General features: G+C 64.8%; 21 protein-coding genes and 1 pseudogene. 14 read left to right on the top strand and 8 right to left on the bottom strand.

What is annotated here, in order from left to right; translation table 11 throughout:
- Positions 1–302: 302 nt before the first annotated feature.
- The 8 genes from tkt (at position 303) to XH88_RS33365 (ending at position 9,839) form a co-directional block, all read left to right on the top strand.
- Entirely contained in the window at positions 303–2,288 is a 1,986-nt protein-coding gene (gene tkt / locus XH88_RS33400) for a transketolase (RefSeq protein ID WP_271672459.1), read from the top strand.
- Positions 2,289–2,438: 150 nt separating this feature from the next.
- On the top strand, positions 2,439–3,446 hold the full coding sequence (gene gap / locus XH88_RS33395; RefSeq protein WP_271672458.1) for a type I glyceraldehyde-3-phosphate dehydrogenase: 1,008 nt from the start codon (positions 2,439–2,441) through the stop codon (positions 3,444–3,446).
- A gap of 149 nt (positions 3,447–3,595) precedes the next feature.
- Positions 3,596–4,792, top strand: coding sequence for a phosphoglycerate kinase (locus XH88_RS33390; RefSeq protein WP_271672457.1), 1,197 nt, complete (start codon positions 3,596–3,598; stop codon positions 4,790–4,792).
- Positions 4,793–4,842: 50 nt separating this feature from the next.
- Positions 4,843–5,910, top strand: a complete 1,068-nt coding sequence (gene fba, locus XH88_RS33385; RefSeq protein WP_271672456.1) for a class II fructose-bisphosphate aldolase — start codon at positions 4,843–4,845, stop codon at positions 5,908–5,910.
- A 250-nt stretch (positions 5,911–6,160) separates the two neighbouring features.
- Entirely contained in the window at positions 6,161–7,186 is a 1,026-nt protein-coding gene (locus XH88_RS33380; RefSeq protein ID WP_271672455.1) for a class I fructose-bisphosphate aldolase, read from the top strand.
- 3 nt (positions 7,187–7,189) lie between these two features.
- Positions 7,190–7,858 carry a thiamine phosphate synthase gene (locus XH88_RS33375; RefSeq protein ID WP_271672454.1) on the top strand — a complete coding sequence of 223 codons (669 nt, stop codon included), beginning with the start codon at positions 7,190–7,192 and terminating at the stop codon, positions 7,856–7,858.
- A 9-nt stretch (positions 7,859–7,867) separates the two neighbouring features.
- Positions 7,868–8,962, top strand: a complete 1,095-nt coding sequence (locus tag XH88_RS33370; RefSeq protein ID WP_271672453.1) for a tetratricopeptide repeat protein — start codon at positions 7,868–7,870, stop codon at positions 8,960–8,962.
- An 85-nt stretch (positions 8,963–9,047) separates the two neighbouring features.
- Positions 9,048–9,839 carry an inositol monophosphatase family protein gene (locus XH88_RS33365; protein ID WP_271672452.1) on the top strand — a complete coding sequence of 264 codons (792 nt, stop codon included), beginning with the start codon at positions 9,048–9,050 and terminating at the stop codon, positions 9,837–9,839.
- 43 nt (positions 9,840–9,882) lie between these two features.
- Here XH88_RS33365 and XH88_RS33360 read toward each other — a convergent pair whose 3' ends face one another.
- Positions 9,883–10,923, bottom strand: coding sequence for a medium chain dehydrogenase/reductase family protein (locus tag XH88_RS33360; protein WP_271672451.1), 1,041 nt, complete (start codon positions 10,921–10,923; stop codon positions 9,883–9,885).
- A gap of 162 nt (positions 10,924–11,085) precedes the next feature.
- On the opposite strand from XH88_RS33360, the gene XH88_RS33355 reads away from it, so the two are divergent.
- Entirely contained in the window at positions 11,086–11,397 is a 312-nt protein-coding gene (locus XH88_RS33355; protein WP_083514861.1) for a hypothetical protein, read from the top strand.
- A 93-nt stretch (positions 11,398–11,490) separates the two neighbouring features.
- On the opposite strand, the gene XH88_RS33350 is transcribed toward XH88_RS33355, so the two are convergent.
- The 5 genes and pseudogenes from XH88_RS33350 to XH88_RS33330 all read right to left on the bottom strand — a co-directional run.
- Positions 11,491–12,609: an AAA family ATPase gene (locus tag XH88_RS33350; protein WP_271672450.1), complete on the bottom strand. Its 1,119-nt coding sequence runs from the start codon at positions 12,607–12,609 to the stop codon at positions 11,491–11,493.
- A gap of 271 nt (positions 12,610–12,880) precedes the next feature.
- Positions 12,881–16,036 (bottom strand): multidrug efflux RND transporter permease subunit, encoded by a 3,156-nt coding sequence (locus XH88_RS33345; RefSeq protein WP_271672449.1) that lies wholly within the window; start codon positions 16,034–16,036, stop codon positions 12,881–12,883.
- A 6-nt stretch (positions 16,037–16,042) separates the two neighbouring features.
- The gene (locus tag XH88_RS33340) at positions 16,043–17,236 is read right to left on the bottom strand and encodes an efflux RND transporter periplasmic adaptor subunit (RefSeq protein WP_271672448.1); all 1,194 of its coding nucleotides are present in this window, start codon (positions 17,234–17,236) and stop codon (positions 16,043–16,045) included.
- A gap of 346 nt (positions 17,237–17,582) precedes the next feature.
- Positions 17,583–18,146, bottom strand: coding sequence for a hemerythrin domain-containing protein (locus XH88_RS33335; protein WP_271672447.1), 564 nt, complete (start codon positions 18,144–18,146; stop codon positions 17,583–17,585).
- A 182-nt stretch (positions 18,147–18,328) separates the two neighbouring features.
- Positions 18,329–18,677 (bottom strand): annotated as a pseudogene (locus XH88_RS33330) (SAM-dependent methyltransferase); the annotation flags it as partial.
- Between the two features lie 313 nt (positions 18,678–18,990).
- Between XH88_RS33330 and XH88_RS33325 the strand changes: the two are divergent.
- The 4 genes from XH88_RS33325 to XH88_RS33310 are packed head-to-tail and all read left to right on the top strand — an operon-like array spanning position 18,991 to position 21,783.
- Positions 18,991–20,013 carry a flagellar motor protein MotA gene (locus XH88_RS33325; RefSeq protein ID WP_271672446.1) on the top strand — a complete coding sequence of 341 codons (1,023 nt, stop codon included), beginning with the start codon at positions 18,991–18,993 and terminating at the stop codon, positions 20,011–20,013.
- A gap of 24 nt (positions 20,014–20,037) precedes the next feature.
- Entirely contained in the window at positions 20,038–21,066 is a 1,029-nt protein-coding gene (locus XH88_RS33320; protein ID WP_271672445.1) for a peptidoglycan -binding protein, read from the top strand.
- Positions 21,066–21,512: a GNAT family N-acetyltransferase gene (locus XH88_RS33315; protein ID WP_271672444.1), complete on the top strand. Its 447-nt coding sequence runs from the start codon at positions 21,066–21,068 to the stop codon at positions 21,510–21,512. Before XH88_RS33320 ends, XH88_RS33315 begins: the two co-directional genes overlap by 1 nt.
- Before the next feature lie 19 nt (positions 21,513–21,531).
- On the top strand, positions 21,532–21,783 hold the full coding sequence (locus XH88_RS33310; RefSeq protein WP_271672443.1) for a hypothetical protein: 252 nt from the start codon (positions 21,532–21,534) through the stop codon (positions 21,781–21,783).
- 142 nt (positions 21,784–21,925) lie between these two features.
- Here XH88_RS33310 and XH88_RS33305 read toward each other — a convergent pair whose 3' ends face one another.
- Positions 21,926–23,776, bottom strand: a complete 1,851-nt coding sequence (locus tag XH88_RS33305) for an ABC transporter ATP-binding protein/permease (RefSeq protein ID WP_271672442.1) — start codon at positions 23,774–23,776, stop codon at positions 21,926–21,928.
- Positions 23,777–23,977: 201 nt separating this feature from the next.
- On the opposite strand from XH88_RS33305, the gene rpmE reads away from it, so the two are divergent.
- Entirely contained in the window at positions 23,978–24,205 is a 228-nt protein-coding gene (gene rpmE, locus XH88_RS33300; protein WP_011084323.1) for a 50S ribosomal protein L31, read from the top strand.
- A gap of 93 nt (positions 24,206–24,298) precedes the next feature.
- Here the strand turns inward: rpmE and rcdA are convergent, their stop codons facing one another.
- Complete coding sequence (gene rcdA, locus XH88_RS33295) at positions 24,299–24,808, bottom strand: protease adaptor protein RcdA (protein WP_271672441.1); 510 nt, start codon at positions 24,806–24,808, stop codon at positions 24,299–24,301.
- Positions 24,809–25,255 lie beyond the last annotated feature (447 nt).

Genomic DNA, 25,255 nt, shown 5'->3' with positions numbered 1-25,255 from the left:
TGCAGTCAGCGGCGGAACCTGATGGGCTATGCCCGTGGCCTTTACCTCGAGAGCTTGCCGGCCGGCAAAAGACTCGGTTCGGCAAGCGGTTAGAAGCAGAAATTTACGTGGCAAGCTAGCCGAGCGCAACGTCGCCGCGAAACTATGCACCGATAAGCAGCTTTTCGCGCCGTGGCGCGTTTGATTGCCTTGGACTCCCGGAACCGAGGTGCTATCCCAGCCCCGACCTTCAGCTGCCGCCAGACTTCCCCCGCGCGGCCCGCACCACCCGCCAAGCGCCTCATTTCAGACGGATTTCAGACATGACGCAAGTCGACCACACCCGCATGGCCAACGCGATCCGCGGCCTCTCGATGGACGCTGTCGAGAAGGCAAAGTCGGGCCATCCCGGCCTGCCGATGGGAGCCGCCGACATCGCCACAGTGCTGTTCACGCAGTTCCTGAAATTCGATGCCGCCGCAACCGACTGGCCCGACCGCGACCGCTTCGTGCTCTCGGCCGGCCACGGCTCGATGCTGCTCTACTCGCTGCTGTACTTGACCGGCAACGCCGCGATGACGCTGGACCAGCTCAAGCAGTTCCGCCAGCTTGGCGGACTGACGCCAGGTCACCCCGAGAACTTCCACACCAAGGGTATCGAGACCACCACCGGTCCGCTCGGCCAGGGTATCTCGACCGCGGTCGGCATGGCGCTGGCCGAAAAGATGCTCGCCGCCGAGTTCGGCAAGAAGATCGTCGACCACCACACCTATGTGCTCGCCTCCGACGGCGACCTGATGGAAGGCGTGTCGCAGGAAGCGATCGCGATGGCCGGCCACTGGAAGCTGAACAAGCTGATCGTGCTCTACGACGACAACGGCATCTCGATCGACGGCCCGACCTCGATCGCCGATTCCGTCGACCAGGTGAAGCGCTTCAAGTCCGCCGGCTGGGCCGCCGAGAAGATCGACGGCCAAGACCAGGCCGCGATTGCCGACGCCATCACCCGCGCGAAGAAGTCGAACAAGCCGACGCTGATCGCTTGCCGCACCACCATCGGCTTCGGCGCGCCGCACAAGGCCGGCACCGCGAAGGCCCATGGCGAGGCGCTCGGCGCCGACGAGCTCAAGGCTGCCAAGGAAAATCTCGGCATCTCGCTGGAGCCGTTCTCGGTGCCCGATGACGTGCTGAAGGCCTGGCGTGCCGCCGGCAGCCGCGGCGCGGCCGCACGGCAGGAATGGGAAGCGCGGCTCGGCGAGCTCGGCAGCCGCAAGCGCGCCGAGTTCGAGCGCCGCCTGCGCCACGAGCGTCCCGCCTCGCTTGCGAAGGCGCTGCGCGCCTACAAGAAGGACCTGCTGGAAAAGCCGATGACTGCGGCGACGCGCAAGTCCTCGGAGGCCGTGATCGAAGTGATCGCCGGCGCGATGCCGATGGAATTCCTGGCCGGCTCCGCCGACCTCACCGGCTCCAACAACAACAAGGCGAAGTCGGCGACCGCGTTCTCCGCCAAGACGCCGAAGGGCCGCTTCATCCATTACGGCATCCGCGAGCACGGCATGGCAGCCGCGATGAATGGCATCTTCCTGCACGGCGGCTTTGCGCCGAACGGTGCGACCTTCCTCGTGTTCACCGACTACGCGCGTCCGGCGATGCGCCTTGCCGCGCTGATGGGTGCTGGCGTCGTCTACGTGATGACGCACGATTCCATCGGCCTCGGCGAAGACGGCCCGACCCATCAGCCGGTCGAGCATCTCGCCGCGCTCCGCGCCATTCCGAACATGCGCGTGTTCCGTCCCTGCGATGCGATGGAAGTCGCCGAGTGCTGGGAGCTTGCGCTGAACCGCATCGATGGTCCGACGGTGCTGGCGCTGACGCGGCAGAACCTGCCGCAGCTCCGCACCACCGCGCCGAACGAGAACCCCTGCGCCGCCGGCGCCTATGAGCTGGTCGCCGCCCAGGGCGAAGCCAAGGCGACGCTGTTCGCCTCCGGCTCCGAGGTCGAGATCGCGGTGGCCGCCCAGAAGCAACTCGCCGAGCGCGGCATCGCGTCGCGGGTGGTCTCGGTGCCCTCCCTCGAGCTGTTGTTAGCGCAACCAGAGGCCAAACGCGCCGCCATCATCGGTAACGCGCCGGTGAAGGTCGCGATCGAGGCCGCCGTGCGCTGGGGCTGGGATGCGGTGATCGGCCAGGATGGCGAATTCGTGGGCATGCATTCGTTCGGTGCGAGCGCACCGGCGAAGGACCTTTACAAGCATTTCGGCATTACCGCCGAGGCTGCGGTTAACGCCGTGCTGAAGCGCGTCAGCTGAGAGTTGAGCTTGTCAAAAAAAAGGACTACCAAAGCTCTCATATGATCAAGCACCGCCCGGCCGAACCGGGCGTCCGCCCCTAAAAAACCCTCGCAGGCGCGCCCACCGCGCGTTGTGCGGGATGACAACGGTCATTGAAGGAGACGAAACATGGCAGTCCGCGTGGCAATTAACGGTTTTGGCCGCATCGGCCGCAACGTCCTGCGGGCGATCGCAGAGTCCGGCCGCAAGGACATCGAGGTCGTCGGCATCAACGATCTCGGCCCGGTCGAGACCAATGCGCATCTCCTTCGCTATGACAGCGTCCATGGCCGTTTCCCCGGCACCGTGACCGTCGAGGGCGACTCGATCAGCCTCGGCAACGGCAAGATCAAGGTGACCGCCGAGCGCGATCCCTCGAAGCTGCCCTGGAAGGATCTCGGCGTCGACATCGCGATGGAATGCACCGGCATCTTCACCGCCAAGGAGAAGGCCTCCGCGCATCTGACCGCCGGCGCCAAGCGCGTGCTGGTGTCCGCGCCGGCCGACGGCGCCGACGCCACCATCGTCTACGGCGTCAATCACGAGACCCTGACCAAGGATCACCTGGTCGTTTCCAACGGAAGCTGCACCACCAACTGCCTCGCGCCGGTCGCCAAGGTCCTGAACGACCTCGTCGGCATCGAGACCGGCTTCATGACCACGATCCACGCTTACACCGGCGACCAGCCGACGCTGGATACGCTGCACAAGGATCTCTATCGCGGCCGCGCCGCGGCGATGTCGATGATCCCGACCTCGACCGGCGCCGCCAAGGCGATCGGCCTCGTGCTGCCCGAGCTGAAGGGCAAGCTCGACGGCGTTGCGATCCGCGTGCCGACCCCGAACGTTTCGGTCGTCGACCTCAAGATCGTCGCCAAGCGCGCCACCGATGCCAAGGAAATCAACGCGGCGATGAAGCGCGCCAGCGAGCAGCAGCTCAAGGGCATCCTCGGCTACACCAATGCGCCGAACGTCTCGATCGACTTCAACCACGACCCGCACTCCTCGACCTTCCACGAGGACCAGACCAAGGTGCAGAACGGCACGCTGGTGCGCGTGATGTCCTGGTACGACAACGAGTGGGGCTTCTCGAACCGCATGGCCGACACCGCCGTCGCCATGGCGAAGGTGATCTAACTCCGCTCTCGTGTCCCGGACGCGATGCAGCGTGAAACGCTGCTTCGCAGATCCGGGACCCATATCAACCGCGGGACTCGCCGCAATTTGGGTCCCGGCTCTGCGTGGCGGCACTTCGTGCCGCAATGCGCCCGGGACAAGGGCCTCCGATGACCAACAAATTCCGCACCCTCGACGACGTCGACGTGAAGGGCAAACGCGTGCTGCTGCGCGTCGATCTCAACGTGCCCATGGACGATGGGCGCGTCACCGACGCGACCCGGCTCGAGCGCGTCGCGCCGACCATCACCGAAATCTCGGACAAGGGCGGCAAGGTCATCCTGCTCGCGCATTTTGGCCGGCCGAAGGGCCGCGATGCCAAGGACTCGCTCAAGCCCGTTGCCGAGGCGCTGTCGAAGGTCGTGAAGAAGCCGGTCGCCTTCGCCGACGATTGCATCGGCGAGCCCGCGGCCAAGGCGGTTGCGTCTCTGAACGATGGCGACATTCTCTGCCTGGAAAACACCCGCTTCCACAAAGAAGAAGAGAAGAACGATCCGGCCTTCGTCGCGGAATTGGCCAAGCTCGGCGACATCTGGGTCAGCGATGCCTTCTCGGCGGCGCACCGCGCCCATGCCTCGACCGAAGGCCTCGGCCACAAGCTGCCGGCCTATGCCGGCCGCACGATGCAGGCCGAGCTGGACGCGCTGGAAAAGGCGCTGGGCTCGCCGACCAAGCCCGTCATCGCCATCATCGGCGGCGCCAAGGTCTCCACCAAGATCGACCTGCTCGAAAACCTCGTCACCAAGGTCGACGCGCTGGTGATCGGCGGCGGCATGGCTAACACCTTCCTGCATGCCCAGGGCGTCGCGGTCGGCAAGTCGCTGGCCGAGAAGGATCTCGCCGCGACCGCCGTGCGCATCATGGAGAAGGCGGAAGCCGCCAATTGCGCGATCATCCTCCCCGTAGATGCCACCGTTGCCTATCATTTCGCCGCCAATGCGCCGTCGCATGCCTACGGCCTCGATGCGATCCCCGCCGATGGCATGATCCTGGACGTCGGCCCGCAATCGATCGCGCGCGTTCACGCGGCGATCGATGACGCCGCCACGCTGGTCTGGAACGGACCGCTCGGGGCCTTCGAGATGCAGCCGTTCGACCGCGGCACGGTCGCGGCCGCCAAGCACGCCGCCGAGCGTACCAAGGCCAAGAAGCTGATCTCGATCGCCGGCGGCGGCGACACGGTCGCAGCCCTCAACCAGGCCCATGTGGCCGGTGACTTCACCTATGTCTCGACCGCCGGTGGCGCATTCCTGGAATGGATGGAAGGCAAGCCGCTGCCCGGCGTTGAAGTCCTTCGCATCAAGTAATCAGTCGGCAAGAACCAGCGACCTTCAAGCTCAAACGGAGAAAAAGACAGATGGCCCGGATCACGTTGCGTCAATTGCTCGACCATGCGGCGGAGAATGATTACGGCGTACCGGCCTTCAACATCAACAACATGGAGCAGGCGCTGGCGATCATGGACGCGGCCAACCAGGTCGACGCGCCCGTCATCATCCAGGCCTCGCGCGGTGCGCGCTCCTACGCCAACGACGTCATGCTCAAGCACATGATGGACGCGGTGACCGAGATCTATCCGCATATTCCGGTCTGCGTGCATCTGGACCACGGCAACGAGGCCGCCACCTGCATGACCGCGATCCAGGCCGGCTTCACCTCGGTGATGATGGACGGCTCGCTCAAGGCCGACGGCAAGACCCCCGGCGACTGGGCCTACAATGTCGGCGTCACCAAGACAGTGACCGACATGGCCCATCTCGGCGGCATTTCGGTCGAGGGCGAGCTCGGCGTGCTCGGCTCGCTCGAAACAGGCATGGGCGACAAGGAAGACGGCCATGGCGCCGAAGGCAAGCTCTCCCACGACCAGCTCCTGACCAATCCCGACGAGGCCGTGAAGTTCGTCAAGGAGACCAAGGTCGACGCGCTCGCGATCGCGATGGGCACCTCGCATGGCGCCTACAAGTTCACCCGCAAGCCGGATGGCGACATCCTCGCCATGAACGTGATCGAGGAGATCCACAGCAAGCTGCCGAACACGCATCTGGTCATGCACGGCTCCTCCTCGGTGCCGCAGGAGCTCCAGGACATCATCAACGCCTATGGCGGCAAGATGAAGCCGACCTGGGGCGTGCCGGTCGCCGAAATCCAGCGCGGCATCAAGAACGGCGTGCGCAAGATCAACATCGACACCGACAACCGCATGGCGATGACCGGCCAGATCCGGAAAGTCCTGAAGGACAATCCGGAAGAGTTCGATCCGCGCAAGTACCTGAAGCCGGCGATGGAAGCCATGACCAAGCTGTGCAAGCAGCGGCTCCAGGAGTTCAATACCGCCGGCCAGGCCGCCAAGTTCAAGAAGATCCTGACCCCGGCCGAGATGGCCAAGCGCTACGCCAAAGGCGAGCTGGATCCCCGCGTCGCGTAAGCGACCGCGCAGGGGGCGTAAGGCCCCTCTTCCGTCATTCCCATTGCGCAAGTGCGCAATAGGACACGCGAAGCGTGGGCCCGGAATCCATAACCACCGCCCGGGGTTATGGATTCCGGGCCTGCGCCTTTCGGCGCATCCCGGAATGACGGCGAACGGCTTTACCCTGCGACCAACGTTAACTCGGCAATTGCCCGAGAACGGTCTATTTTCACGGGCAAGGGCAGAATCGTTTTGGGAGGACCTCTCGATGAATCTGACTGAGCTCAACAAGGTTGCGACCGCCATGGTCGCACCGGGCAAGGGCATCCTTGCCGCCGACGAATCCTCCGGCACCATCAAGAAGCGGTTCGATGCGATCGGCGTGGAATCGACGGAAACGAACCGCCGCGACTATCGCGAGATGCTGTTCCGCTCCAAGGAGGCCATGAGCCAGTACATCTCCGGGGTGATCCTCTACGACGAGACGATCTGGCAGAATGCCGCGGACGGCACGCCATTGGTCAAGCTGATCGAGGGCAGCGGCGCCATTCCCGGGATCAAGGTCGACGAGGGCACGCAAGCCCTGCCGATGTGTCCCGGGGAGCTGGTCACGGTCGGGCTCGACAAGCTCGCCGAGCGGCTGAAGAAATATTACGAGCGCGGCGCGCGCTTTGCCAAATGGCGCGCCGTGATCGACATCGCAAGCGGCATCCCCTCGATGACCGCGATCAGCGTCAACGCCCACGCGCTGGCGCGCTACGCCGCGCTGTGCCAGGCCGCGCAGATCGTGCCGATCGTCGAGCCTGAAGTGCTGATGGACGGCGACCACGACATCGACCGCTGCTATGAGGTGACGCAACGCGTGCTCAACAAGACGTTCCAGGAGCTGCGCATGCAGCGCGTCGCGCTCGAAGGCATGGTGCTGAAGCCGAACATGGCGATCTCAGGCAAAAAATGCGCAAAGCAGGCCTCCGTCGAGGAGGTCGCGGAGAAGACGATCCGCCTGCTCAAGGGCTGCGTCCCCGCGGCTGTGCCCGGAATCGCCTTTCTCTCCGGCGGCCAATCCGACGAGGAAGCGACGGCGCATCTCAACGCCATGCACAAGCTGGGTCCGCTGCCGTGGGGCCTGACCTTCTCCTACGGCCGCGCGTTGCAAGCCGCGCCACAGAAAGCCTGGTCGGGCAGGCCCGAGAATGTCGCAGCCGGGCAAGCCGCGTTCAGTCATCGTGCCCGCATGAACGGCCTCGCCTCCAGGGGCGAATGGCAAAGCAGCCTGGAAAAGAAGGCAGCCTAGATCTTGTCGAACAAATCGCCTCCGCCGCGCCCCGCGCCGCGCCTCTATCTCGCGACGCCCGTGGTCGATGATCCCGCCTCGCTCCTCGCCGAATTGCCAGCTCTGCTCGCGGCCGTCGATGTCGCAGCCGTGCTGGTGCGGCTGAAGGAGACCGACCAGCGTACCATGATCTCGCGGATCAAAGCGTTGGCGCCGGTCGTGCAGAACGCCGGCGCGGCGCTGCTGGTCGACGGCCATCCTGAAATCGTCGCACGCGGCGGCGCCGATGGCGCGCATCTGGCAAACGTCGCGGCGCTGGACGAGGCACTGCCCTCGCTCAAGCCCGATCGCATCGCCGGCGTCGGTGGGCTTGCGACGCGCCACGAGTCCATGAGCGCCGGCGAGATGGGCGCCGATTACGTGCTGTTCGGCGAGCCCGATGAAAAGGGCCAGCGGCCGTCCGCGGAGGCCATCGCCGAGCGGCTGGACTGGTGGGCCGAGCTGTTCGAGCCGCCCTGCGCCGGTTTCGCCACTTCGTTCGAGGAAGCCTATGACTTCGCCGCCAGCGGCGCCGATTTCGTGCTGGTCGGCGATCTCGTCTGGGCCGACCCGCGCGGGCCCAAGGCCGCGCTGATCGAGGCCGACGCCGCGATCAAGAAGGCCTTCGCGGCTGTTGCCGCGGGCCAGGGCTAGCGCCCCGCCATGAAGCTCCCTCGCATCACGCTTCTGGCCACGCTGCTTCTGGCAACGCCCGCACTCGCGCAGCTTCAGATCACGCCGCCGGGCGCGATCCCGAGCCCTGCACCCGAAAGGCAGAAGCCCAAGGAGGCGGCAAAGGAAAAGCCGAAGGTCGCGCCGCACACGATCACCAGGAAGAAGGAGGCCGCGCCCGCGCCGAAGCCGTCGGCCCCGCCGAGCCCGACGCTGCCTGCGACCGTGATCCCCGCGCCGCCGACCGACAATTCCAACGTTGATCTGGTGTTCGGCGCGTATCAGCGCGGCCAGTACAAGACCGCCTTCGACCTCGCCAGCGAGCGCGCCAAGGCCGGCGACGCCAAGGCCATGACCATGCTGGGCGAGCTCTATGCCAACGCCATGGGCATCAGGCGTGACTACGCCAAGGCGGTGGAATGGTACAAGCGCGCATCCGACGCCGGCGACCGCGAGGCGATGTTTGCGCTCGCCATGCTGCGCATCGCCGGCCGCGGCGGCCCGGTCGACAAGGGCGAGGCGGTCAAGCTGATGGCCTCCGCCGCCAAGCTCGGCGAGCCCAAGGCGGCCTATAACCTCGCTTTGCTCTATCTGGACGGCCAGACCCTGCCGCAGGACGTCAAGCGCTCCGCCGAGCTGCTGCGCCAGGCGGCCGATGCCGGCCTGCCCGAGGCGCAATACGCCCTGGCGACCTTTTACAAGGAAGGCACCGGGGTGCCGAAGGATCCGGAAAGGGCGGTGCGGCTGCTCCAGGCGGCGTCGCTCGCCGACAATGTCGATGCCGAGGTCGAATATGCCATCGCCATGTTCAATGGCACCGGCACGCCGAAGAACCAGCCCGCGGCCGTGGCGTTGCTGCGCAAGGCCTCCCGCCAGGGCAGCGCGATCGCGCAGAACCGCCTCGCCTGGGTGCTGATCAACGGCATGGGCGCGCCGGTGGACAAGGTCGAGGGCTTCAAATGGCATCTGGTGGCGAAAACCGGCGGCAAAGGCGACCCGGAGCTCGACAAGGAGCTGGCCGATCTGCCCGCAGCGGACCGCGCCAAGGCGGAGGCCGCCGCCAAGAAATGGCTCGGGACCAAATGACTTGACCTGAGGCCCCTCGCAGGGCACCCACTCCCCTCAAACGCCGCGTTTTCGCGCCTCTCTCCCCCGATCAAGACCAGAGCTCATGCTGTATTCCGCCACTATCAACGTCATGGTCAAAGCCGCGCGCCGCGCCGGCCGCAGCCTCAAGCGCGATCTCGGCGAGATCGAGCATCTCCAGGTCTCGCTGAAGGGGCCTGCCAATTTCGTCTCGCTCGCCGACAAGCGCGCCGAAGAGATCCTCTACCAGGACCTCGCCAAGGCGCGGCCCGGCTACGGTTTCATCGGCGAGGAAGGGGGACAGCGCGAGGGCACCGACAAGAGCCACACCTGGATCGTCGATCCGCTCGACGGCACCACCAACTTCCTGCACGGCATTCCGCAATTCGCGATCTCGATCGGACTTGCGCGCGAAGGCACCGTGATTGCCGGCGTGATCTACAACCCCGCCAATGACGAGCTCTACATCGCCGAGCGCGGCAAGGGCGCCTTCCTCAACGACCAGCGCCTGCGCGTCGCCGGCCGCCGCCAGCTCAACGAATGCGTGGTGGCCTGCGGCCTGCCCCATATCGGCCGCGGCGACCACGAGGAATTCCGCCGCGAGATGACCGCGATCCAGGATCGCGTCGCCGGCCTGCGCCGCTTCGGCGCCGCCTCCCTCGACCTCGCCTTCGTCGCCGCCGGCCGCCTCGACGGCTATTGGGAGCGCAATCTGCAATCCTGGGACATCGCCGCCGGCATGCTGATGGTGCGCGAAGCGGGCGGCACGGTGAGCGACATCAACACGCCAGGCGATGCGCTCGTCACCGGTGACGTCGTGTGCGGCAACGAGTTCGTGCACGGCGAGCTGGTGAAGATTTTGAAGCGGCCGGCGTAGTCGCACGTCGGCTCGATCCGCCGTGACCGCCCAGCGCGCTGCGTCAGGCGGCGCGCTGGCTGGGTCGCAAGAGATCCGGGCAAAGCACGAGCTTGCCCTCAAGACCGCCAGCTTCGAGGCGACGGTGAGCATCGACGACCTCCTCAAAAGAGATTCGCCCGGCGATGCGCGGCCGGATGACGCCCGTTGCCAGAAGCCCGAACAGTTGCTCCAAGTCCTCCTTGAACCAGCTGGGATGTCGCGCCCGCATGGCATTGACCGAGTAAAAGCGCGCTCGCTTGCCGCCGGGCAACAATCTCCACAGATAAAGGCGCGCGATCTCCAACAAGATAGGAATCATTCGACGCTGTGCCTGCACGCTCGCCGAGAAGCCGATGGCACAGAGCAGGCCACCTGGCTTCAGCGCCGCATATGAGCGGCGATAGCCGTCTTCGCCAACGCCGTCGATGATGACGTCGAACCCGCCCGGCACGACCCGCGTGAAGTCCTGATGCTGGTAGTCGATCGGCGTCGCCCCCAGCTCTCGGACGAGCGCCACGTGCTCGCCGCGTACAGTGCCCCACAGCTCGAGGCCGGCCAATCTTCCGAGCACGAGCAGCGCCTGGCCGACTGCGCCGGCGGCCCCGTGCACGAGCACACGTTGACCTCGCTGGACCCTGGCCGCGCGGTGAAGAAGCTGATGCGCAGTCGTCCAGCTTAAGATCAGCGCGGCCGCTTCAGCCGCGTCCACGCCCGTCGGCACGCGGGCCACGTCCCTCGCCCGAAGCGTGCGATACTCAGCGTTTGACCCGACCACTGTCATGTCGGCCACGCGGTCGCCAATCTGAAAGTCATGCACGCCTTCGCCGAGTTGATCGATTGCCCCCACCACGTCGTAGCCCATCACGAAGGGCGGCCGGAGGCGCATCGTTTGCGGATAGAGGTGACGCCTGATCAACACCTCGGTGTAGTTGAGGCTCGAGGCGAGTACGCGAACACGCACCTCGCCCGGGCCGGCGATCGGCAGGTGAGCGTCGACGACCTCTAGTCTCTCGGGATCACCGAAGCGGCTGACCTGAACAACGCGATTGCGCTGATCCATCATGGGCGGTCTCCATGCAATGCCGTCATTCAGCGCGAGGGCGGGCAGACTGCCGCCAAGCCGGAGAAATGGAATTGATCCAGATCAATCTTGAGGCTGCACTCTTTGGAATTCTCCTCCAGCCAAAAAACCATTTGGCGGCACCATTTTTCATTGGAGGAGAAAATGCCTGCAGTTGCCATGCAGTTCGTTTCGCATCCAAGACCCGGTAGTGATCTTGCGACCATCTTGCAGCTGGCAAAAGACGGCGCGGCACTTTGGAGGAAACACGGAGCCGATGTCAGCTATTGGTCAGTGATCGGCGGCGAGGTCGGGAACTACGCCTTCGTCGCTCGTTTCGACAGTGTCGAATCCTATGGGCGCGCCCTGGCCTCACTAGGTGCCGATCCAGCGTTTGCAGAATTTCAAGCCAAGCGGCTGAAGGCTGGTCAGTCGGATTGGGTACGTTCGAACATTTCCATCCAGGTCGATCTTTGACGGAACGCCTTCCGTCCCGAATGCGAGACCGCCTTCGGGCGGTCTCTTGCTACGCGATCAAAGCGGATATCGTGAACGATTGTGAGTGCGCACCTAATCGTCGTCTTCATCGTCCCGATATTCACCGCCGAGGGTCAGGCCCTCGATCATGGTGGCGCCTTTCGACTTGATCACGCGGCGAAGCGGGACCGAGCTCTCGCTTCGCAATGCGTCCATCAGCTGCTCCGAATGGGTGACGATCCAGATGTCGGCGCGGCCCGATGCCTTGACGATCAGCCGGGCCAATGGGGCCAGCAGCGACGGATGCAGGCTGGTCTCGGGCTCGTTCAGCGCGATGAACGGCGGAAGCCGATAGCCCATGAACACCGCGAGCAGGCAGATGTATTTCAGCGTCCCGTCAGACAATTCGTGCGCCTTGAACGGACGCGGCATGTCCTCGAGTTGCAGATCGAAATCACACAGGCCGCCCTGCTCCCAGGCGCGGAGCTCGGCGCCCGGGAATGCATCCTGGATCGCGTCCCGGAGGTCGGTGGCATCTCCCCTGATGGTATAGAGTGTCGCCAAGGCCGCGGCCAGATCGCTTCCATCGGCACTGAGCGAGGGCGTCGTGATCGCGAGGCAAGGCTTTCGTATCGGTGACGCCGGATCGGTGCGAAAGTCGTGATAGAAGCGCCAGCCCAGCATTGCATTCCTGATCAGATCGATTTCGGGGCATTCCTTGCCGTCGAAAAAGCCCGCAAGCGCCGGCTCGGACGGCAGCACAGCGTCCTTGTGGCTGGTCCATGCGCCGCTATCGCCGCGGATGCTGACGAGCGAATTCTTCCGCTCCATCAGCAGAACCGTTCGTTTCCCCTGTGTCGCCTCGATGCTTTCTTCCTTGATCATCGGCTCGCCGGCAAACGCCGCCGCAACCGGGCTGGGAAATCCGATTTCGATGGAATATTTCAGGCGATCGAATCTGGCCGACAACCGCAATCGCCCGTCCTCGCCGCGCTTGCGAATGCCGGACCAGCAGACCGAATTCAGTCCGCCCTCCTCCGCGATCGTTCGTGTGATCCGCCCGGTCGCCGCGTCGCGCAACAGCGACAAGGACTTGTAGAGATTGGATTTGCCGACGCCGTTCTCGCCCACGAACACGGACAGGGGGTGGATTGGGAGGGAGAGCCGCCTGATAGAGCGATAGTTCGAGATCGCAATGTCGGTCGGACGCATCAGGTGCTCTCAATCGGCGGGCGGGCCGTGCATTCGCAGCGCGGAGCGAATACGCGCCTTTCAATCCAGAGGTGTAGTCTGGATCGACGAACTCGGGAAGGCAAGCGGGGGAAGAATTTGCGGAAGCCGGCTTAGCGCGAAGGCCCGGCTCCACACTCCGCCGTCATCGCCCGGCTTGACCGGGCGATCCAGTACTCCGAGGCGATCGAGATTGAATCGATGGGCCGCGGCGTACTGGATGCCCCGCCTTCGCGGGGCATGACAGTTTGCCTCAAGGCTTGGCCGGAGCAGGCGGCCCGTAAGCGTCGCCTTCCTTCGCCGCGACCTTCTCCCGATCCCCCGCCAGCACGCGCTGCACGGAGACGAAGAACACCGGTACCATCAGCAGCGCCAGGATCACCACCGCGATCATGCCGCCCATCACGACGCTGCCGAGCGCCTGCTGGCTGGCGCCGCCGGCGCCGTGGGCAATCGCCATCGGCAGCACGCCGCAGATGAAGGCAAGGCCGGTCATCAGGATCGGGCGGAAGCGCAGGCGGCAGGCTTCGATGGTGGCGTCCACCAGCGGCTTGCCCTCTTTGCGCAGATCCCTGGCGAACTCGATGATCAGGATCGCGTCCTTGGCGGCAAGGCCGATGATGGTGATCAGGCCGACGGTGAAATAGACGTCGTTGGGCAGGCCGCGCAGCATGGCCGCCACCACCGCACCGACGATACCGAGCGGCACGGTCAGCAGCACCGCGAGCGGAATGGTCCAGCTCTCGTAGAGGGCGGCCAGACACAGGAACACCACGAACACGGACAGCGCGAGCAGGAACGGCGCCTGCGAACCCGACAGCTTTTCCTGCAGCGACTGGCCGGTCCAATCATAGCCGAAGCCGCGCGGCAGCTTGCCGGCGAGCTTCTCCATCTCGGCAATCGCATCGCCCGAGGTGAAGCCGGGCTTGGCCTCGCCCGAGATGCGCACCGCCGGATAATAGTTGAAGCCGGCGATCTGCGTCGGGCCGCGCGACCATTCAATCGTCGCAAAGGAGGAGAACGGCACCAGCTGGCCGTGGCTGTTCTTGACGTTATAGTTGAGGATGTCCTCGGTTTTCATGCGGTCGCGGCTGTCGGCCTGCACCACCACGCGCTGCATGCGGCCGCGGTTCGGGAAGTCGTTGATGTAGTTCGAGCCGAGATTGGTGGAGATCGTGTTGTTGATGTCCTCGAAGGTGACGCCGAAGGCGCCGGCCTTCTCGCGGTCGATCACGAGATTGACGACGCCGGCTTCGGGCAGGCCCTCGACATAGACCTTCTGCAGCACCGGGCTCGCATTGGCCTCGGCGATCAGTTGGTCGGCGGCGCGCATCAAAGCCTGATAGCCCTTCTGGCCGCGGTCCTGGAGGCGGAACGAGAAGCCCGAGGAGTTGCCGAGATTGTCGATCGGCGGCGGCTGCAACGCCGAGATCTTTGCGTCGCGGATCGATGATCCTAGATCGCGGTTGATGTCGCCAACGATCGCCGCGGCCGAATCCTTCGGTCCGCGCTCGGACCAATCCTTCAGGGTGATGAAGGCTTGCGCGGTGTTCATGCCCTGGCCGGAGAAGCTGAAGCCGGTGAGGAAGGTGACGTTGTCGACACCAGGCCGCTGCGCCAGATATTTCTCCACCTTCTCGATCACGGCTTCGGTGCGGGGATAGGACGAATCGGACGGCGTCTGCACGTCGGTGGTCACGAAGCCCTGGTCGTCGACCGGCAGGAAGCCGCCGGGCAGGCTGGCGAACGCCCAGGACAAACCAACCAGCAGCGCGCCATAGACCAGCATCAGGCGGCCGATGCGCTTCAGCGAGAAGCCGACGGTGCGGGAATAGCCCTCCTTGCCGCCTTCCAGCATGCGGTTGAACCAGCCGAACACGCCACGCCTGGCGTGACCGTGGCCGGCCGCGACCGGCTTGAGCAAGGTCGCGCACAGCGCCGGCGTCAGCGACAGCGCCAGGAACGCGGAGAAGCCGATTGCGGCAACCATGGTCACCGAGAACTGGCGATAGATGATGCCGACGGAGCCCGGGAAGAATGCCATCGGCACGAACACCGCCATCAGCACCAGCGTGATGCCGATGATGGCGCCCGTGATCTGCGACATCGCCTTGCGTGTCGCCTCCTTCGGCGACAGGCCTTCCTCGGCCATGATGCGCTCGACGTTCTCGACCACGACGATGGCATCGTCGACGAGGATGCCGACCGCGAGCACCATGCCGAACATGCTGAGCATGTTGATGGAGTAGCCGGCGAGCAGCAGCGTGGTGCAGGCGCCCAGCAGCGCCACCGGCACGACGATGGTCGGGATGATGGTGTAGCGGATGTTCTGGAGAAACAAGAACATCACCACGAACACCAGCACGACGGCCTCCAGCAGGGTCGACAGCACCTTCTTGATCGAGGCCTCGACCACGGGGGTGATGTTGTAGGGAATCTCGTAGGTGATGTTGGCCGGGAAGAAGCGCGACAGCTCCTTCATCTTCTCTTCGACGGCGCTCGCCGTCGCCAGCGCATTGCCGGTCGGCGACATCAGCACGGACAGGCCCGCGGTCGGCTTGCCGTTCAGACGCGTGTTGAATTGATAGCTGAGCCCACCGACCTCGACGCGTGCGACGTCGCGCAGGCGCACGGTCGAGCCGTCGGCGTTGGCGCGCAAGATGATGGCGCCGAACTCGTCCGGCGAGGACAGCTGGCCCTTGACCAGCACCAGCGCCGAGGTGCGCTGGCTCGCGGTCGACGGCTCGGCACCGATGCTGCCCGAGGCGACCTGCGCGTTCTGCGCTGATATGGCCTTGTTGACGTCGTCGGCGGTCAGCCCATAGCCGACCAGTTTTGCCGGATCGACCCATACGCGAAGGCTGCGCTCGGTCGAATACAGCGTGGCGCGGCCGACACCGGGAATGCGGCGGATTTCGCCGAGCACGTTGCGGATCATGAAGTCGCCGAGGCCGACCTCATCGAGGCTGCCATCGGTCGAGTTCAGCGTGATGATCTGCAGCACCGCGCTCGAGGCTTCCTCGATCAGAATCCCCTGCTGGATCACCGCGCGCGGCAGGCGCGCCTCGACGCGCTTGATGCGGTTCTGCACCTCGACCGAGGCCGCGCTGGTGTCGGTACCGGGCTGGAAGTTGGCAATGATCTCGACCTGGCCGAGCGAGTCGCTGGTCGATTCGAAATTGAGGATGCCGGAGGCGCCGTTGAGTTCCTCCTCAATCAGCCGCGTGACGCTGTTGTAGAGGTTCTCCGGCGAGGCGCCCGGGTAACTCGTCGAAATCGAGATCGAGGGCGGCGCGATGATCGGATATTGCGCGATCGGCAAGAGCGGGATCGAGATCGCGCCGATCAGACAGATAAACAGCGCGACGACCCAGGCGAAGATCGGCCTGTCGATGAAGAAGCTCGGCATGGCGCGCTACCGCGTGACCTTGAGCGCGTGCCTGTTATCCGCGCTCGCCTCGGCCTCGGACCAGGATTGCGGCTTGACCTTGTCGCCGGCCGCGAACTTCTGGAAGCCTTCGACCACGACCTTGTCGCCGGCCTTGAGGCCGTCGGTGACGAACCAGAAGCCGTCCTGCACCGAGCCGGTGCGGATCGGCTGCACCGCGATGCGGTTGTCGTCCTTGACGACGAACACCTCGCTGCCGCCGCCGCCATTGCGCTGAACCGCCTGCTGCGGCACCGCGATCGCATCGCTGTCGAGACCCTGTTCGATCCGAACGCGGACATACATGCCCGGCAGCAGCTCGCGCTTCGGATTGCGAAACTCGCCGCGCAACGTCACCTGCCCGGTATGGGCGTCGACCTTGGCATCGGAGAACAGCAGCTTGCCGTCGAGCGCATAGATGGTGTTGTCGTCGAGCACAAGGCGCACCTTGGCTGCATCCGCCTCGATGCGGTCGAGGTCGCCGCTCTCAAAGGCGCGGCGGAGCTGGTTGAGCTCGGTCACCGACTGCGTGAAGTCGGCATAAACAGGATCGAGCTGCTGCACGGTGGCGAGATTGGTCTCATTCTGCACGACCAACGCGCCTTCGCTGACGAGGGCGGCACCGACGACGCCGTCGATCGGCGCGCGCACGGTCGCATAATCGAGATTGAGCTTGGCGCGGGCAAGGTCGGCCTTGCGCCCCTCGACCTCGGCCTTGGCCTGAAGCTCGGCGGCAATGGTCTTTTCATTCTCGGCTTCGGGCGCGGCGCGCTGGCTGGTCAGCGTCGCGATACGACGCGCCTGCTGCTGCGCCTGCATCAACGCGGCGTCGGCCTTGGCGAGCGCGGCCTCAGCCGCCATCACCTCGACCTCGAACGGACGCGGATCGATGCGATAGAGCGGATCGCCCGCCTTCACCTCGCTGCCCTGCCGGAACAGGCGCTCGACGACGATGCCCGACACGCGCGGCCGCACCTCGGCGACGCGCGTCGGCGAGATCCGGCCCGGCAGCTCGCGCATCACGGCGCGCGGCTGCGGCTTGACGGTGACGATGCTGACGTCGGGTTCGATGGGTTGGGCGGCGGAGACGGCGGAAGAGGATTCGTCGCAAGCACCCAGCAGCGGCGCAAAGGCCGCGAGCATCAGTGCAACGCATGCCGATCGCGCTCGAAGTCCTGACATGAAGTTGAGTGCCCCAAAATTGTTGAAACTGATCACGCTATCCGCACAACACCCGTCCTGGGCATTCCTGCGCTGATGCGGTCAAAATAGAATGGACGTGCTGCGACGCAACGCATCGCGCGGGCGGCTCAATGTCACATGAGCCATCGCGCTGAGTTCAGGCTGATTTTTGGGATTCACTGGATTGTTATCCAGGTTCCATCGTCGCGCGCTGCGACAGAACATCGCAACCAATCGGCGGTCTCGCCGCGACGGCGGACACCGCCTCCGGCCGGCATTTGGGCTCGCTTGCGCTTGCGCGGATGGAGTTTGACGGGTTTCGCTTCGCTCTACCCATCCTCGCCGATTAATGTCGGCCGGCCTCAGCCTCTTGCTCTAACTGCAGGATGCGTGCTCGCAGCGCATCGAAGGTTTCTTCGGCTGCATCGCTAAACAGCGGATCCACATGATCGGTCGAGGCAGAAGCGATCTCCGCCCAATCTTGAGGCTGCAAAGCCTTGAGGGCAGCGGGCAAGAAATCACGATCCTCCATCATGATATGATGCCGCTCGCTCTCGATGAAATCGCGAACGATGTTGTCCACATTTTGCCGCAGCATGTCGCGATCCGCGAGAACGTAATCGACCGCTTGAGCGACGCGGCGCAAGCGCTCGGCCCCTTTCTGATGCTCAGATGTGAGGTTACCGACCTTGGCAGCCGCAGCGGGATCGCGACGCTTTAGCCTGGCAAAAACCAGCTCTTCCAGGGGATGATGGTACATCTCGGGATAAAGCTCGAAATAGCTGATGACCGCGCGAATGACTTCGTAGTCAGGGCGGTCCCCGCGATCGAAGATCTCCAGCTCACGCTCGAGGATGGCGAGCAGCGTCTCAATATTGCGATGTTCTCGTGACAAGCGCTCAATGATCATCGCAGCCTCCAATGAAGTCATTGAGAAGCAACTACATTAGCGTGAATACCTCTCAGCTCTTTGCCTTAGATCAAGCCAATCGGGGGAATCGCGCCAAAAACAGGCTACATCGTTGACCAGGGGGCAATAGGTCACGAAGGCTTTCCTGAGGCATTCAGACGCGCTGGCGCCCCGGATGGAATTTACCAGTATACACCCTCATCCACCGCCTTCATCCGATACTGGCTCACTCCCCACTCCGTCCCATCGGCGTAACCGAACAGGCCCGCGGTCGCGAGGAAGAATCAGCGCCAGTGGCGCATCCACAACGCGGCGTCCTCGCCATAGACGCTCCGCAAGCATGCTTCGACCGCGTCGATGCGCATCGAAATTGGCAAGCCATTTGTTCGCCGTGCGTTGATAGTGCGTGCCGCTCCAGCGCCATTCCCTCTCGACCTGGAAGATGTCGGCATATTGCCTGACGAGATGATGGCTCGGCATCACGCCGCCGGTGAAGAAATGCTGCGCGATCCAGTCCTCGCGACACAGGCGCTGAATCGCGACGCGGACCACCACATCGGGCAAGGGCACGCGTTCGGCAGTCCCCATGATCGCGGAAACGACGCTCACGCGGCCCCTCCCCTGGCCAGTCCCCCGGGGGGGCGGAGCAAGCACGGTCGCCGTGCAAAAGCCGACCCAGCCTGCGGGATGCCGAAGATTTGCAGCCTATGTGCGTATCAAAGCCCGGTTTCAGCTTTGGGTTCCCGCCCCTCTCCCCGAAATCCGCACATCCGGCGCTTTTTTTGGACCGGGCCTGTGCCATAGTGCGGAGGCAAGCAAGCTTTCGTAATGGATGATACCGGCCATGCCGCCTGGCGCCTCGCCCCGCTCCACCATCGAGATCGAGTACACGAAACTGTCCTCACCCAGCGTCTTCCTGGTGCGAATGCTGGTCTTCCTGGTGCTGTGTGCGCTGGTGGGCGTGGTGCTCTACAAGCAGATCATCCAGGCCTTCTTCGCCAATCCCGGGCTGAACGCCCTGATCGGGGCGGTGCTGTTCATCGGCATCGTGCTGGCCTTCCGGCAGGTCATCCGGCTCTATCCGGAGGTGTCCTGGGTCAACAATTTCCGCATCGCCGATCCCGGCCTGGCCCCGGCCCGGCACCCGAAACTGCTGGCGCCGATGGCGATGATCCTGGGCGGCGAGCGCACCGGACGGATGTCGATCACCCAGACCACGATGCGGCACCTGCTCGATTCGATCGCGACCCGCCTCGACGAGGCCCGCGACATCTCCCGCTACATGACCGGCCTGCTCGTCTTCCTGGGCCTGCTCGGCACGTTCTGGGGCCTGATCGAGACGGTCGGCTCGGTCGGCAAGGTGATCGACGGCCTGAAGGTCGGTGGCGATGCCGGAGCGCTGTTCGACACGCTGAAGGAGGGCCTTGCGGCCCCGCTCGGCGGCATGGGCATTTCGTTTTCCAGCTCGCTGTTCGGCCTCGCCGGCTCTCTGATTCTCGGCTTCCTCGACCTGCAATCGAGCCAGGCCCAGAACCGCTTCTACACGGACCTCGAGGACTGGCTCGCCACCACCGTGCGCGAATACGGCAGCAGCGAGGTCACCGCCGTCGCGAGCAGTGGCGGGGGAGTTGCCAGTGGCGAACTCCAGGCCGCGGTCGAGCGGCTTCGCTCCGTGCTCGAGGAAGGCAGCGCCGGCCGCGGCACCACGGCGGCGATGGCGAGCCTTGCCGAGGCGATCCAGGCGCTGGTCTCGCATATGCGGACCGAGCAGCAGATGATCCGCGAATGGGCCGATGGCCAGGGCGAGCAGAACCGCGAGATCCGCCGCCTGCTGGAGCGCATCGCGCGCCAGCCGGAGAAGAGTTAAGCAATCAGCATTTGAGAGGCGAGCATGGCTCTAGCCCGCGGCCGCCGCAGTGAAGGCGCCTTCAACTACTGGCCCGGATTTGTCGACGCGCTGTCGACGCTGGTGCTGTCGATCGTGTTCCTGCTCTCGGTGTTCCTGGTCGTGCAGTTCTTCCTGTCGCAGGAGGTGACCGGCAAGGACAAGGCACTGGAGCAGCTCAACGCCAAGATCGCCCAGCTCACCGAGCTGCTCTCGCTCGAGAAGCTGGGCAAGCTCTCGCTCGACGATGAGGTCTCCAAGCTCAAGGCCGGTCTCGCCTCGGCCGAGACCGAGCGCGACCGCATGAAGGGCCTCTATGAGGGTCTCGCCAACGCCGGCAACGACGCGCAAGGCAAGACCGCCGAGCTCGGCAAGGCGCTGGACTCCGAGAAGGCGGTCTCGGCACGGGCGCTGGCGCAGATCGAGGTGCTGAACCAGCAGATCAGCGCGCTGCGCCGGCAATTGGCGGCGCTGGAGGAAGCGCTCGACGCTTCGGAAAAGAAAGACAAGGAATCGCAGAACCGCATCGCCGATCTCGGCTCGCGCCTGAACGTCGCACTGGCGCAGCGCGTGCAGGAATTGTCGCGCTACCGCTCCGAATTCTTCGGCCGCCTGCGCGCCATCCTCGGCAACCGGCCTGACATCCGCGTGGTCGGCGACCGCTTCGTGTTCCAGTCCGAGGTGTTCTTCGATACGGGCCAGGCAACGCTGCTGCCCGAGGGTAAGGCCGAGCTCGACACCGTGGCAAACGCGCTGATCGAACTCGACAAGAAGATTCCACCCGAGATCGCCTGGGTGCTGCGCGTCGACGGCCACACCGACGTGCGCCCGGTCAACGGCCCGAATTTCAAGTCGAACTGGGACCTGTCCTCGGCACGCGCGATCTCGGTGGTGCAATATCTGATCTCGCTCGGCGTGCCGGCCCAGCGCCTCGTCGCCGCCGGCTTTGCCGAATTCCAGCCGCTCGATCCCGGCAACACCGAAGAGGCCTACAAGCGCAACCGCCGCATCGAGCTCAAGCTGACGGAGCGGTAGTGAGCGCGCTCCACCTCCGCCCCTACGCCGCCTCCGACGAAGCGGCGGCGATCGGTCTCTGGCATCGCACCTGGCAGCAGGCCTATCCGCAGATCGACTTCGCCGCGCGGCTCGACTGGTGGCGCGAACGCTGGCGTAAGGATCTGGTGCCGAAGGCCCAGATCGTGGTCGCCGAGCAGGACGGCGCGCTGACCGGCTTCGTCACCATCGATGGCGAGGGCTATCTCGACCAGCTCGTGGTCGATCCCCACCATTGGGGCTCGGACGCGGCAAGGCTGCTGGTGGATGAGGCCAAGCGCCTGTCGCCATCGGGCGTCACGCTGCTCGTCAACAAGGACAACGCCCGCGCCATCCGCTTCTACGAGCGCAACGGCTTTGCCCATGCCGGTGACGACGTGAACCCGACGTCGGGGCGGCCGGTGCTGAAGATGGTGTGGCGGCCGTGACAGAGGATGGAGAGGATCGATGCGGCTGAGCGACCTGGCCAAGGGGGCCTCGGTCTTTCTGGGCGTCATCGTCGCCGGCTATGTCTCGACTGTTTATGTCGACCAACGCTTGGCCCCGCCGCCCAAAGCAGCAAGCGAGACGACGGGTTCGCCAACTCCGACGAACAGCCCGGCTCCGGCCGATGGCAGATCGGCCTGTATCGGTGAGGGCGGCAGCTGGAAGAACTGGCCATGGCCCAACGTGCCGATGGGCTCGCCGAAGTGCCCGTAGATAAACCTATAAGCTCCGCTGTCATTCCCCGCGAAAGCGGGGAATCCAGTACGCCGCGGCTTATCGATCCATCACTGCCGTCTCGGCGTACTGGATCGCCCGGTCAAGTGCGGACGATGACACCGTCAATGAGGTGAACGCCTCACGCCCCCTCGAACTGCAGCCTCGCCAGCCGCGCATAGAGCCCGTTCGCAGCGACGAGTTCGGCATGCGTGCCCTGCTCGACGATCCTGCCCTGGTCCATCACCAGGATGCGGTCGCAGGACAGCACGGTAGCGAGGCGATGGGCGATCACCAGCGTGGTGCGGTGGCTCATCAGCTCCTCGAGCGCGGTCTGCACCAGCGTCTCGCTTTCGGCGTCGAGTGCGGAGGTGGCTTCATCGAGCAGCAGCAACGGCGCATCGCGCAGGATCGCGCGTGCGATCGCGATGCGCTGGCGCTGACCGCCTGACAGCGTCACGCCGCGTTCGCCGAGGGGGGTTTCGAAACCTTCGGGCAGGCGGCGGATGAACTCGGCGGCATGCGCGAGCTCGGCCGCGCGCTCGACCTCGGCATCGGTCGCGTCAGGCCGGCCGAAGCGGATGTTCTCGCGGGCGCTCGCCGCGAACACGTTGGATTCCTGCGGCACCAGCGCGATGCGGGCGCGGAAATCGCGCGGGTCGGCGGCCTTGACCGGCACGCCGTCGAGCGAGATCGCGCCATTGCGCGGATCGTAGAAGCGCAGCAAGAGATGGAAGATCGTGCTCTTGCCGGCGCCGGACGGGCCGACGATCGCAACCTTCTCGCCGGGCCGCACCGCAAACGACACCGCATCGAGCACGTTGACATCGGGCCGCGCGGGATAGGCGAAGCTGACGCGATCGAAGCCGACCTCGCCGCGGGCCGGCACCGGCAGCGCGCGCGGCGATTCGGGTACTGCGATCTCCGGTTTCACATGCAAGATCTCGAACAGGCGTTCGGCGGCGCCTGAGGCGGCCGACACCTCGCCCCAGACCTCGCTGAGCTGGCCGAGGCCTGCGGCCGCGAAGGCCGCATAGAGCACGAACTGGCCGAGCCGGCCCGGCGTGATCGTACCGGTAAGGACGTCATGCGAGCCGATCCAGAGAATGCCCACCACGCTTGCGAACACGATGAAGATGACGATGGCGGTGAGAACGGCGCGAGCCTGGGTCGAGGTGCGCGCGGCCTCGTAGGCCTGCTCGACCTCGCCGCCAAAACGCTTCGCGGCCAGCCCTTCGCTGGTATAGGCCTGCACGGTGCGGATCGCGCCGACGAGTTCGCCGGCATAGGCCGATGCATCGGCCAGCGTGTCCTGCGCGTTGCGCGACAGCCGCCGCACCCAACGCCCGAAGGCGACCAGCGGCAGCACGATCAGGGGAATCGCCAGCAGCACGAAGCCTGACAGGCGCGGGCTGGTGATCACCATCATCGCCGCGGCACCGAAGAACATCATGAGGTTGCGCAACGCGATCGACACCGAGGCGCCGACGGCGGATTTGATTTGCGTGGTGTCGGCAGTGAGCCGCGACACCAGTTCGCCGCTGCGCGCGGAATCGAAGAAGGACGGCGACAGCGAGAGCAGATGCCCAAACACGTCGCGCCGGAGATCGGCGACGATGCGTTCGCCGATCGTCATCACGAGGTAGTAGCGCGAGGCGCTCGCGAGCGCGAGCACGGCGACGACCGCGATCATCACCGAGAAGTAGCTGTTGATCAGCTCGATGCCCTCGGGCGTCAGGCCGAAATCGATCATCCGGCGCACTGCGACCGGCACCAGCAGCGTGGTCAGCGCGGCGACCGTGAGCGCGACAAAGGCGAGTGCCGCCCGGCCGCGATAGCGGCTCACATAGGGCGCAAGCGCCATCAACGGCCGCAGCTTCGCGCGGCCCTTGGCGGGCTGCTCGATCAGCTCGGCTTCGATCGATGGGGCCTCCGCCGGCGCGCTGTCGCGCGCGTCGCGGTACTGGTCGTCAAGCCGTTCCACTGCGCTCATGAGATCGGACCTAAGGAAAAGAAGATAACCCACATAGGCCGGTGCAAGGGTAGTGGCAAATCCGGTAAGTCCCTTAGGGGACGCCCCGGTTCTGCTGTCCCCACAATGGCTTGTTTTAAGGGGGCCTGTGAGGTATAGACCCGGCCAAATCCGTCATTCGATAGTCACTCAAGCAAGGCGCCGGGCGCCCTAGGAATTGCCATGAAAGCCGAAATTCATCCGGATTATCATACGATTAAGGTCGTCATGACCGACGGAACCGAGTACCTGACCCGCTCCACCTGGGGCAAGGAAGGCGACACGCTGAACCTCGACATCGACCCGAAATCGCACCCGGCCTGGACCGGCGGCAACGCCCAGATCATGGACCGCGGCGGCCGCGTCTCGCGCTTCCAGAAAAAGTTCTCGGGCTTCCTCAAGAAGGATTGATCCGGCCGCAAGGCTGGAGACGAAAAACGCCCCCGGAGAACCCGGGGGCGTTTTTCGTTTTTGAGGGGCGCACTGCAACGACGGCGGCGGACTTTACCGCTCGAACGCGGCCTTCAGCGCGTTGAGCTGCGGCACCAGCGGGTTGCCGATCGCCATATGCTCGGCCGGCGGGCTGTGGATCGAGCTGTCGAGGCGGCGCACGCGGGTCTGCAGGCTCATCGAGCGGTGGATCAGATCCTGCAGCTGCGCCGGCAGCTTCTCGATGGTGTCGGCAGGGCCGGGATCGGCAGCGCTGAGCTTGACCTTGGTTTTCTCGCGGTTGGCCTGGACCAGCGTCATCTCGCCTTCCTTCACGGCGCGGTGCAGCAACAGCCATGAGGCGAGCTGCATCAGGCGCGTGGTGAGGCGCATGCTTTCGGTCGCGTAAGTGAGGCTGACGGCACGGTCGAGCGCCTTGGCCTCGGTACGGCCGGCGCCGTCGAGATAGGCGGCCGTTTCTTCGACCAGATCCATGCCTTCGCGGAACAGGGCGCCAAAGGCCGCAGAATTGGTGAACCTCTCGCTGAGTTGAACGAGAGCACCGTCGGCTTGCAAACGTTCCATGGTTAACGCCCCTTACGCAACTGTTTACCTGTCCGGCTTTGGCGCCGGCTTATGATGAACAAATCATTGCGCGCGCGACGGGCGGAGTCCAGCGACAAGCGCGGATATGGTTTCCGCGGGTCATCCTTGGGAATTCAACCGGAAATGGACGCAAAAAAGAGCCGCCGGAAACCGGCGGCTTTGAAAGTTGATAACAGGGAGGCGTCAAACAGAGTGGACAGGAGCCACTCGGTGTCCAAACGAGGACAGTTCCAGTCATAAACTCGAAAGCTTAATGGTGCGTAAACGAGCTAATTTTTTGAGAGTTCATTAGTCTTGTCGGCCAGCGGCCGAGTGGACGCCGTCGCACGCTCTCGATCGTGTCCCCTTGCATGGTGTAGCTGGCGGCGGGTCACCGCGTTCACCGGCCAGGGCCGGGCAGGTCAGCTGGCGATAGCCGGAAGGCTG

Origin of the sequence: Bradyrhizobium sp. CCBAU 51627 (assembly GCF_028128765.1) — a bacterium.
Classification (GTDB): Bacteria; Pseudomonadota; Alphaproteobacteria; order Rhizobiales; family Xanthobacteraceae; genus Bradyrhizobium.
The sequence above is the reverse complement of the archived record's forward strand: the minus strand, read 5'-3'. Positions and strand labels throughout refer to the sequence as shown.

Excerpts from the sequence above, each read along its gene's own strand:
- rpmE (WP_011084323.1), top strand. The coding sequence starts at position 23,978 with ATGAAAGCCGAAATTCATCCGGATTATCATACGATTAAGGTCGTCATG.
- gap (WP_271672458.1), top strand. The coding sequence starts at position 2,439 with ATGGCAGTCCGCGTGGCAATTAACGGTTTTGGCCGCATCGGCCGCAAC.
- XH88_RS33320 (WP_271672445.1), top strand. The coding sequence starts at position 20,038 with ATGGCTCTAGCCCGCGGCCGCCGCAGTGAAGGCGCCTTCAACTACTGG.
- XH88_RS33350 (WP_271672450.1), bottom strand. The coding sequence starts at position 12,609 with ATGCGTCCGACCGACATTGCGATCTCGAACTATCGCTCTATCAGGCGG.
- XH88_RS33335 (WP_271672447.1), bottom strand. The coding sequence starts at position 18,146 with ATGATCATTGAGCGCTTGTCACGAGAACATCGCAATATTGAGACGCTG.
- fba (WP_271672456.1), top strand. The coding sequence starts at position 4,843 with ATGGCCCGGATCACGTTGCGTCAATTGCTCGACCATGCGGCGGAGAAT.
- XH88_RS33340 (WP_271672448.1), bottom strand. The coding sequence starts at position 17,236 with ATGTCAGGACTTCGAGCGCGATCGGCATGCGTTGCACTGATGCTCGCG.
- XH88_RS33360 (WP_271672451.1), bottom strand. The coding sequence starts at position 10,923 with ATGATGGATCAGCGCAATCGCGTTGTTCAGGTCAGCCGCTTCGGTGAT.
- XH88_RS33305 (WP_271672442.1), bottom strand. The coding sequence starts at position 23,776 with ATGAGCGCAGTGGAACGGCTTGACGACCAGTACCGCGACGCGCGCGAC.
- tkt (WP_271672459.1), top strand. The coding sequence starts at position 303 with ATGACGCAAGTCGACCACACCCGCATGGCCAACGCGATCCGCGGCCTC.
- XH88_RS33380 (WP_271672455.1), top strand. The coding sequence starts at position 6,161 with ATGAATCTGACTGAGCTCAACAAGGTTGCGACCGCCATGGTCGCACCG.
- XH88_RS33310 (WP_271672443.1), top strand. The coding sequence starts at position 21,532 with ATGCGGCTGAGCGACCTGGCCAAGGGGGCCTCGGTCTTTCTGGGCGTC.
- XH88_RS33355 (WP_083514861.1), top strand. The coding sequence starts at position 11,086 with ATGCCTGCAGTTGCCATGCAGTTCGTTTCGCATCCAAGACCCGGTAGT.
- XH88_RS33370 (WP_271672453.1), top strand. The coding sequence starts at position 7,868 with ATGAAGCTCCCTCGCATCACGCTTCTGGCCACGCTGCTTCTGGCAACG.
- XH88_RS33345 (WP_271672449.1), bottom strand. The coding sequence starts at position 16,036 with ATGCCGAGCTTCTTCATCGACAGGCCGATCTTCGCCTGGGTCGTCGCG.
- rcdA (WP_271672441.1), bottom strand. The coding sequence starts at position 24,808 with ATGGAACGTTTGCAAGCCGACGGTGCTCTCGTTCAACTCAGCGAGAGG.
- XH88_RS33390 (WP_271672457.1), top strand. The coding sequence starts at position 3,596 with ATGACCAACAAATTCCGCACCCTCGACGACGTCGACGTGAAGGGCAAA.
- XH88_RS33365 (WP_271672452.1), top strand. The coding sequence starts at position 9,048 with ATGCTGTATTCCGCCACTATCAACGTCATGGTCAAAGCCGCGCGCCGC.
- XH88_RS33325 (WP_271672446.1), top strand. The coding sequence starts at position 18,991 with ATGCCGCCTGGCGCCTCGCCCCGCTCCACCATCGAGATCGAGTACACG.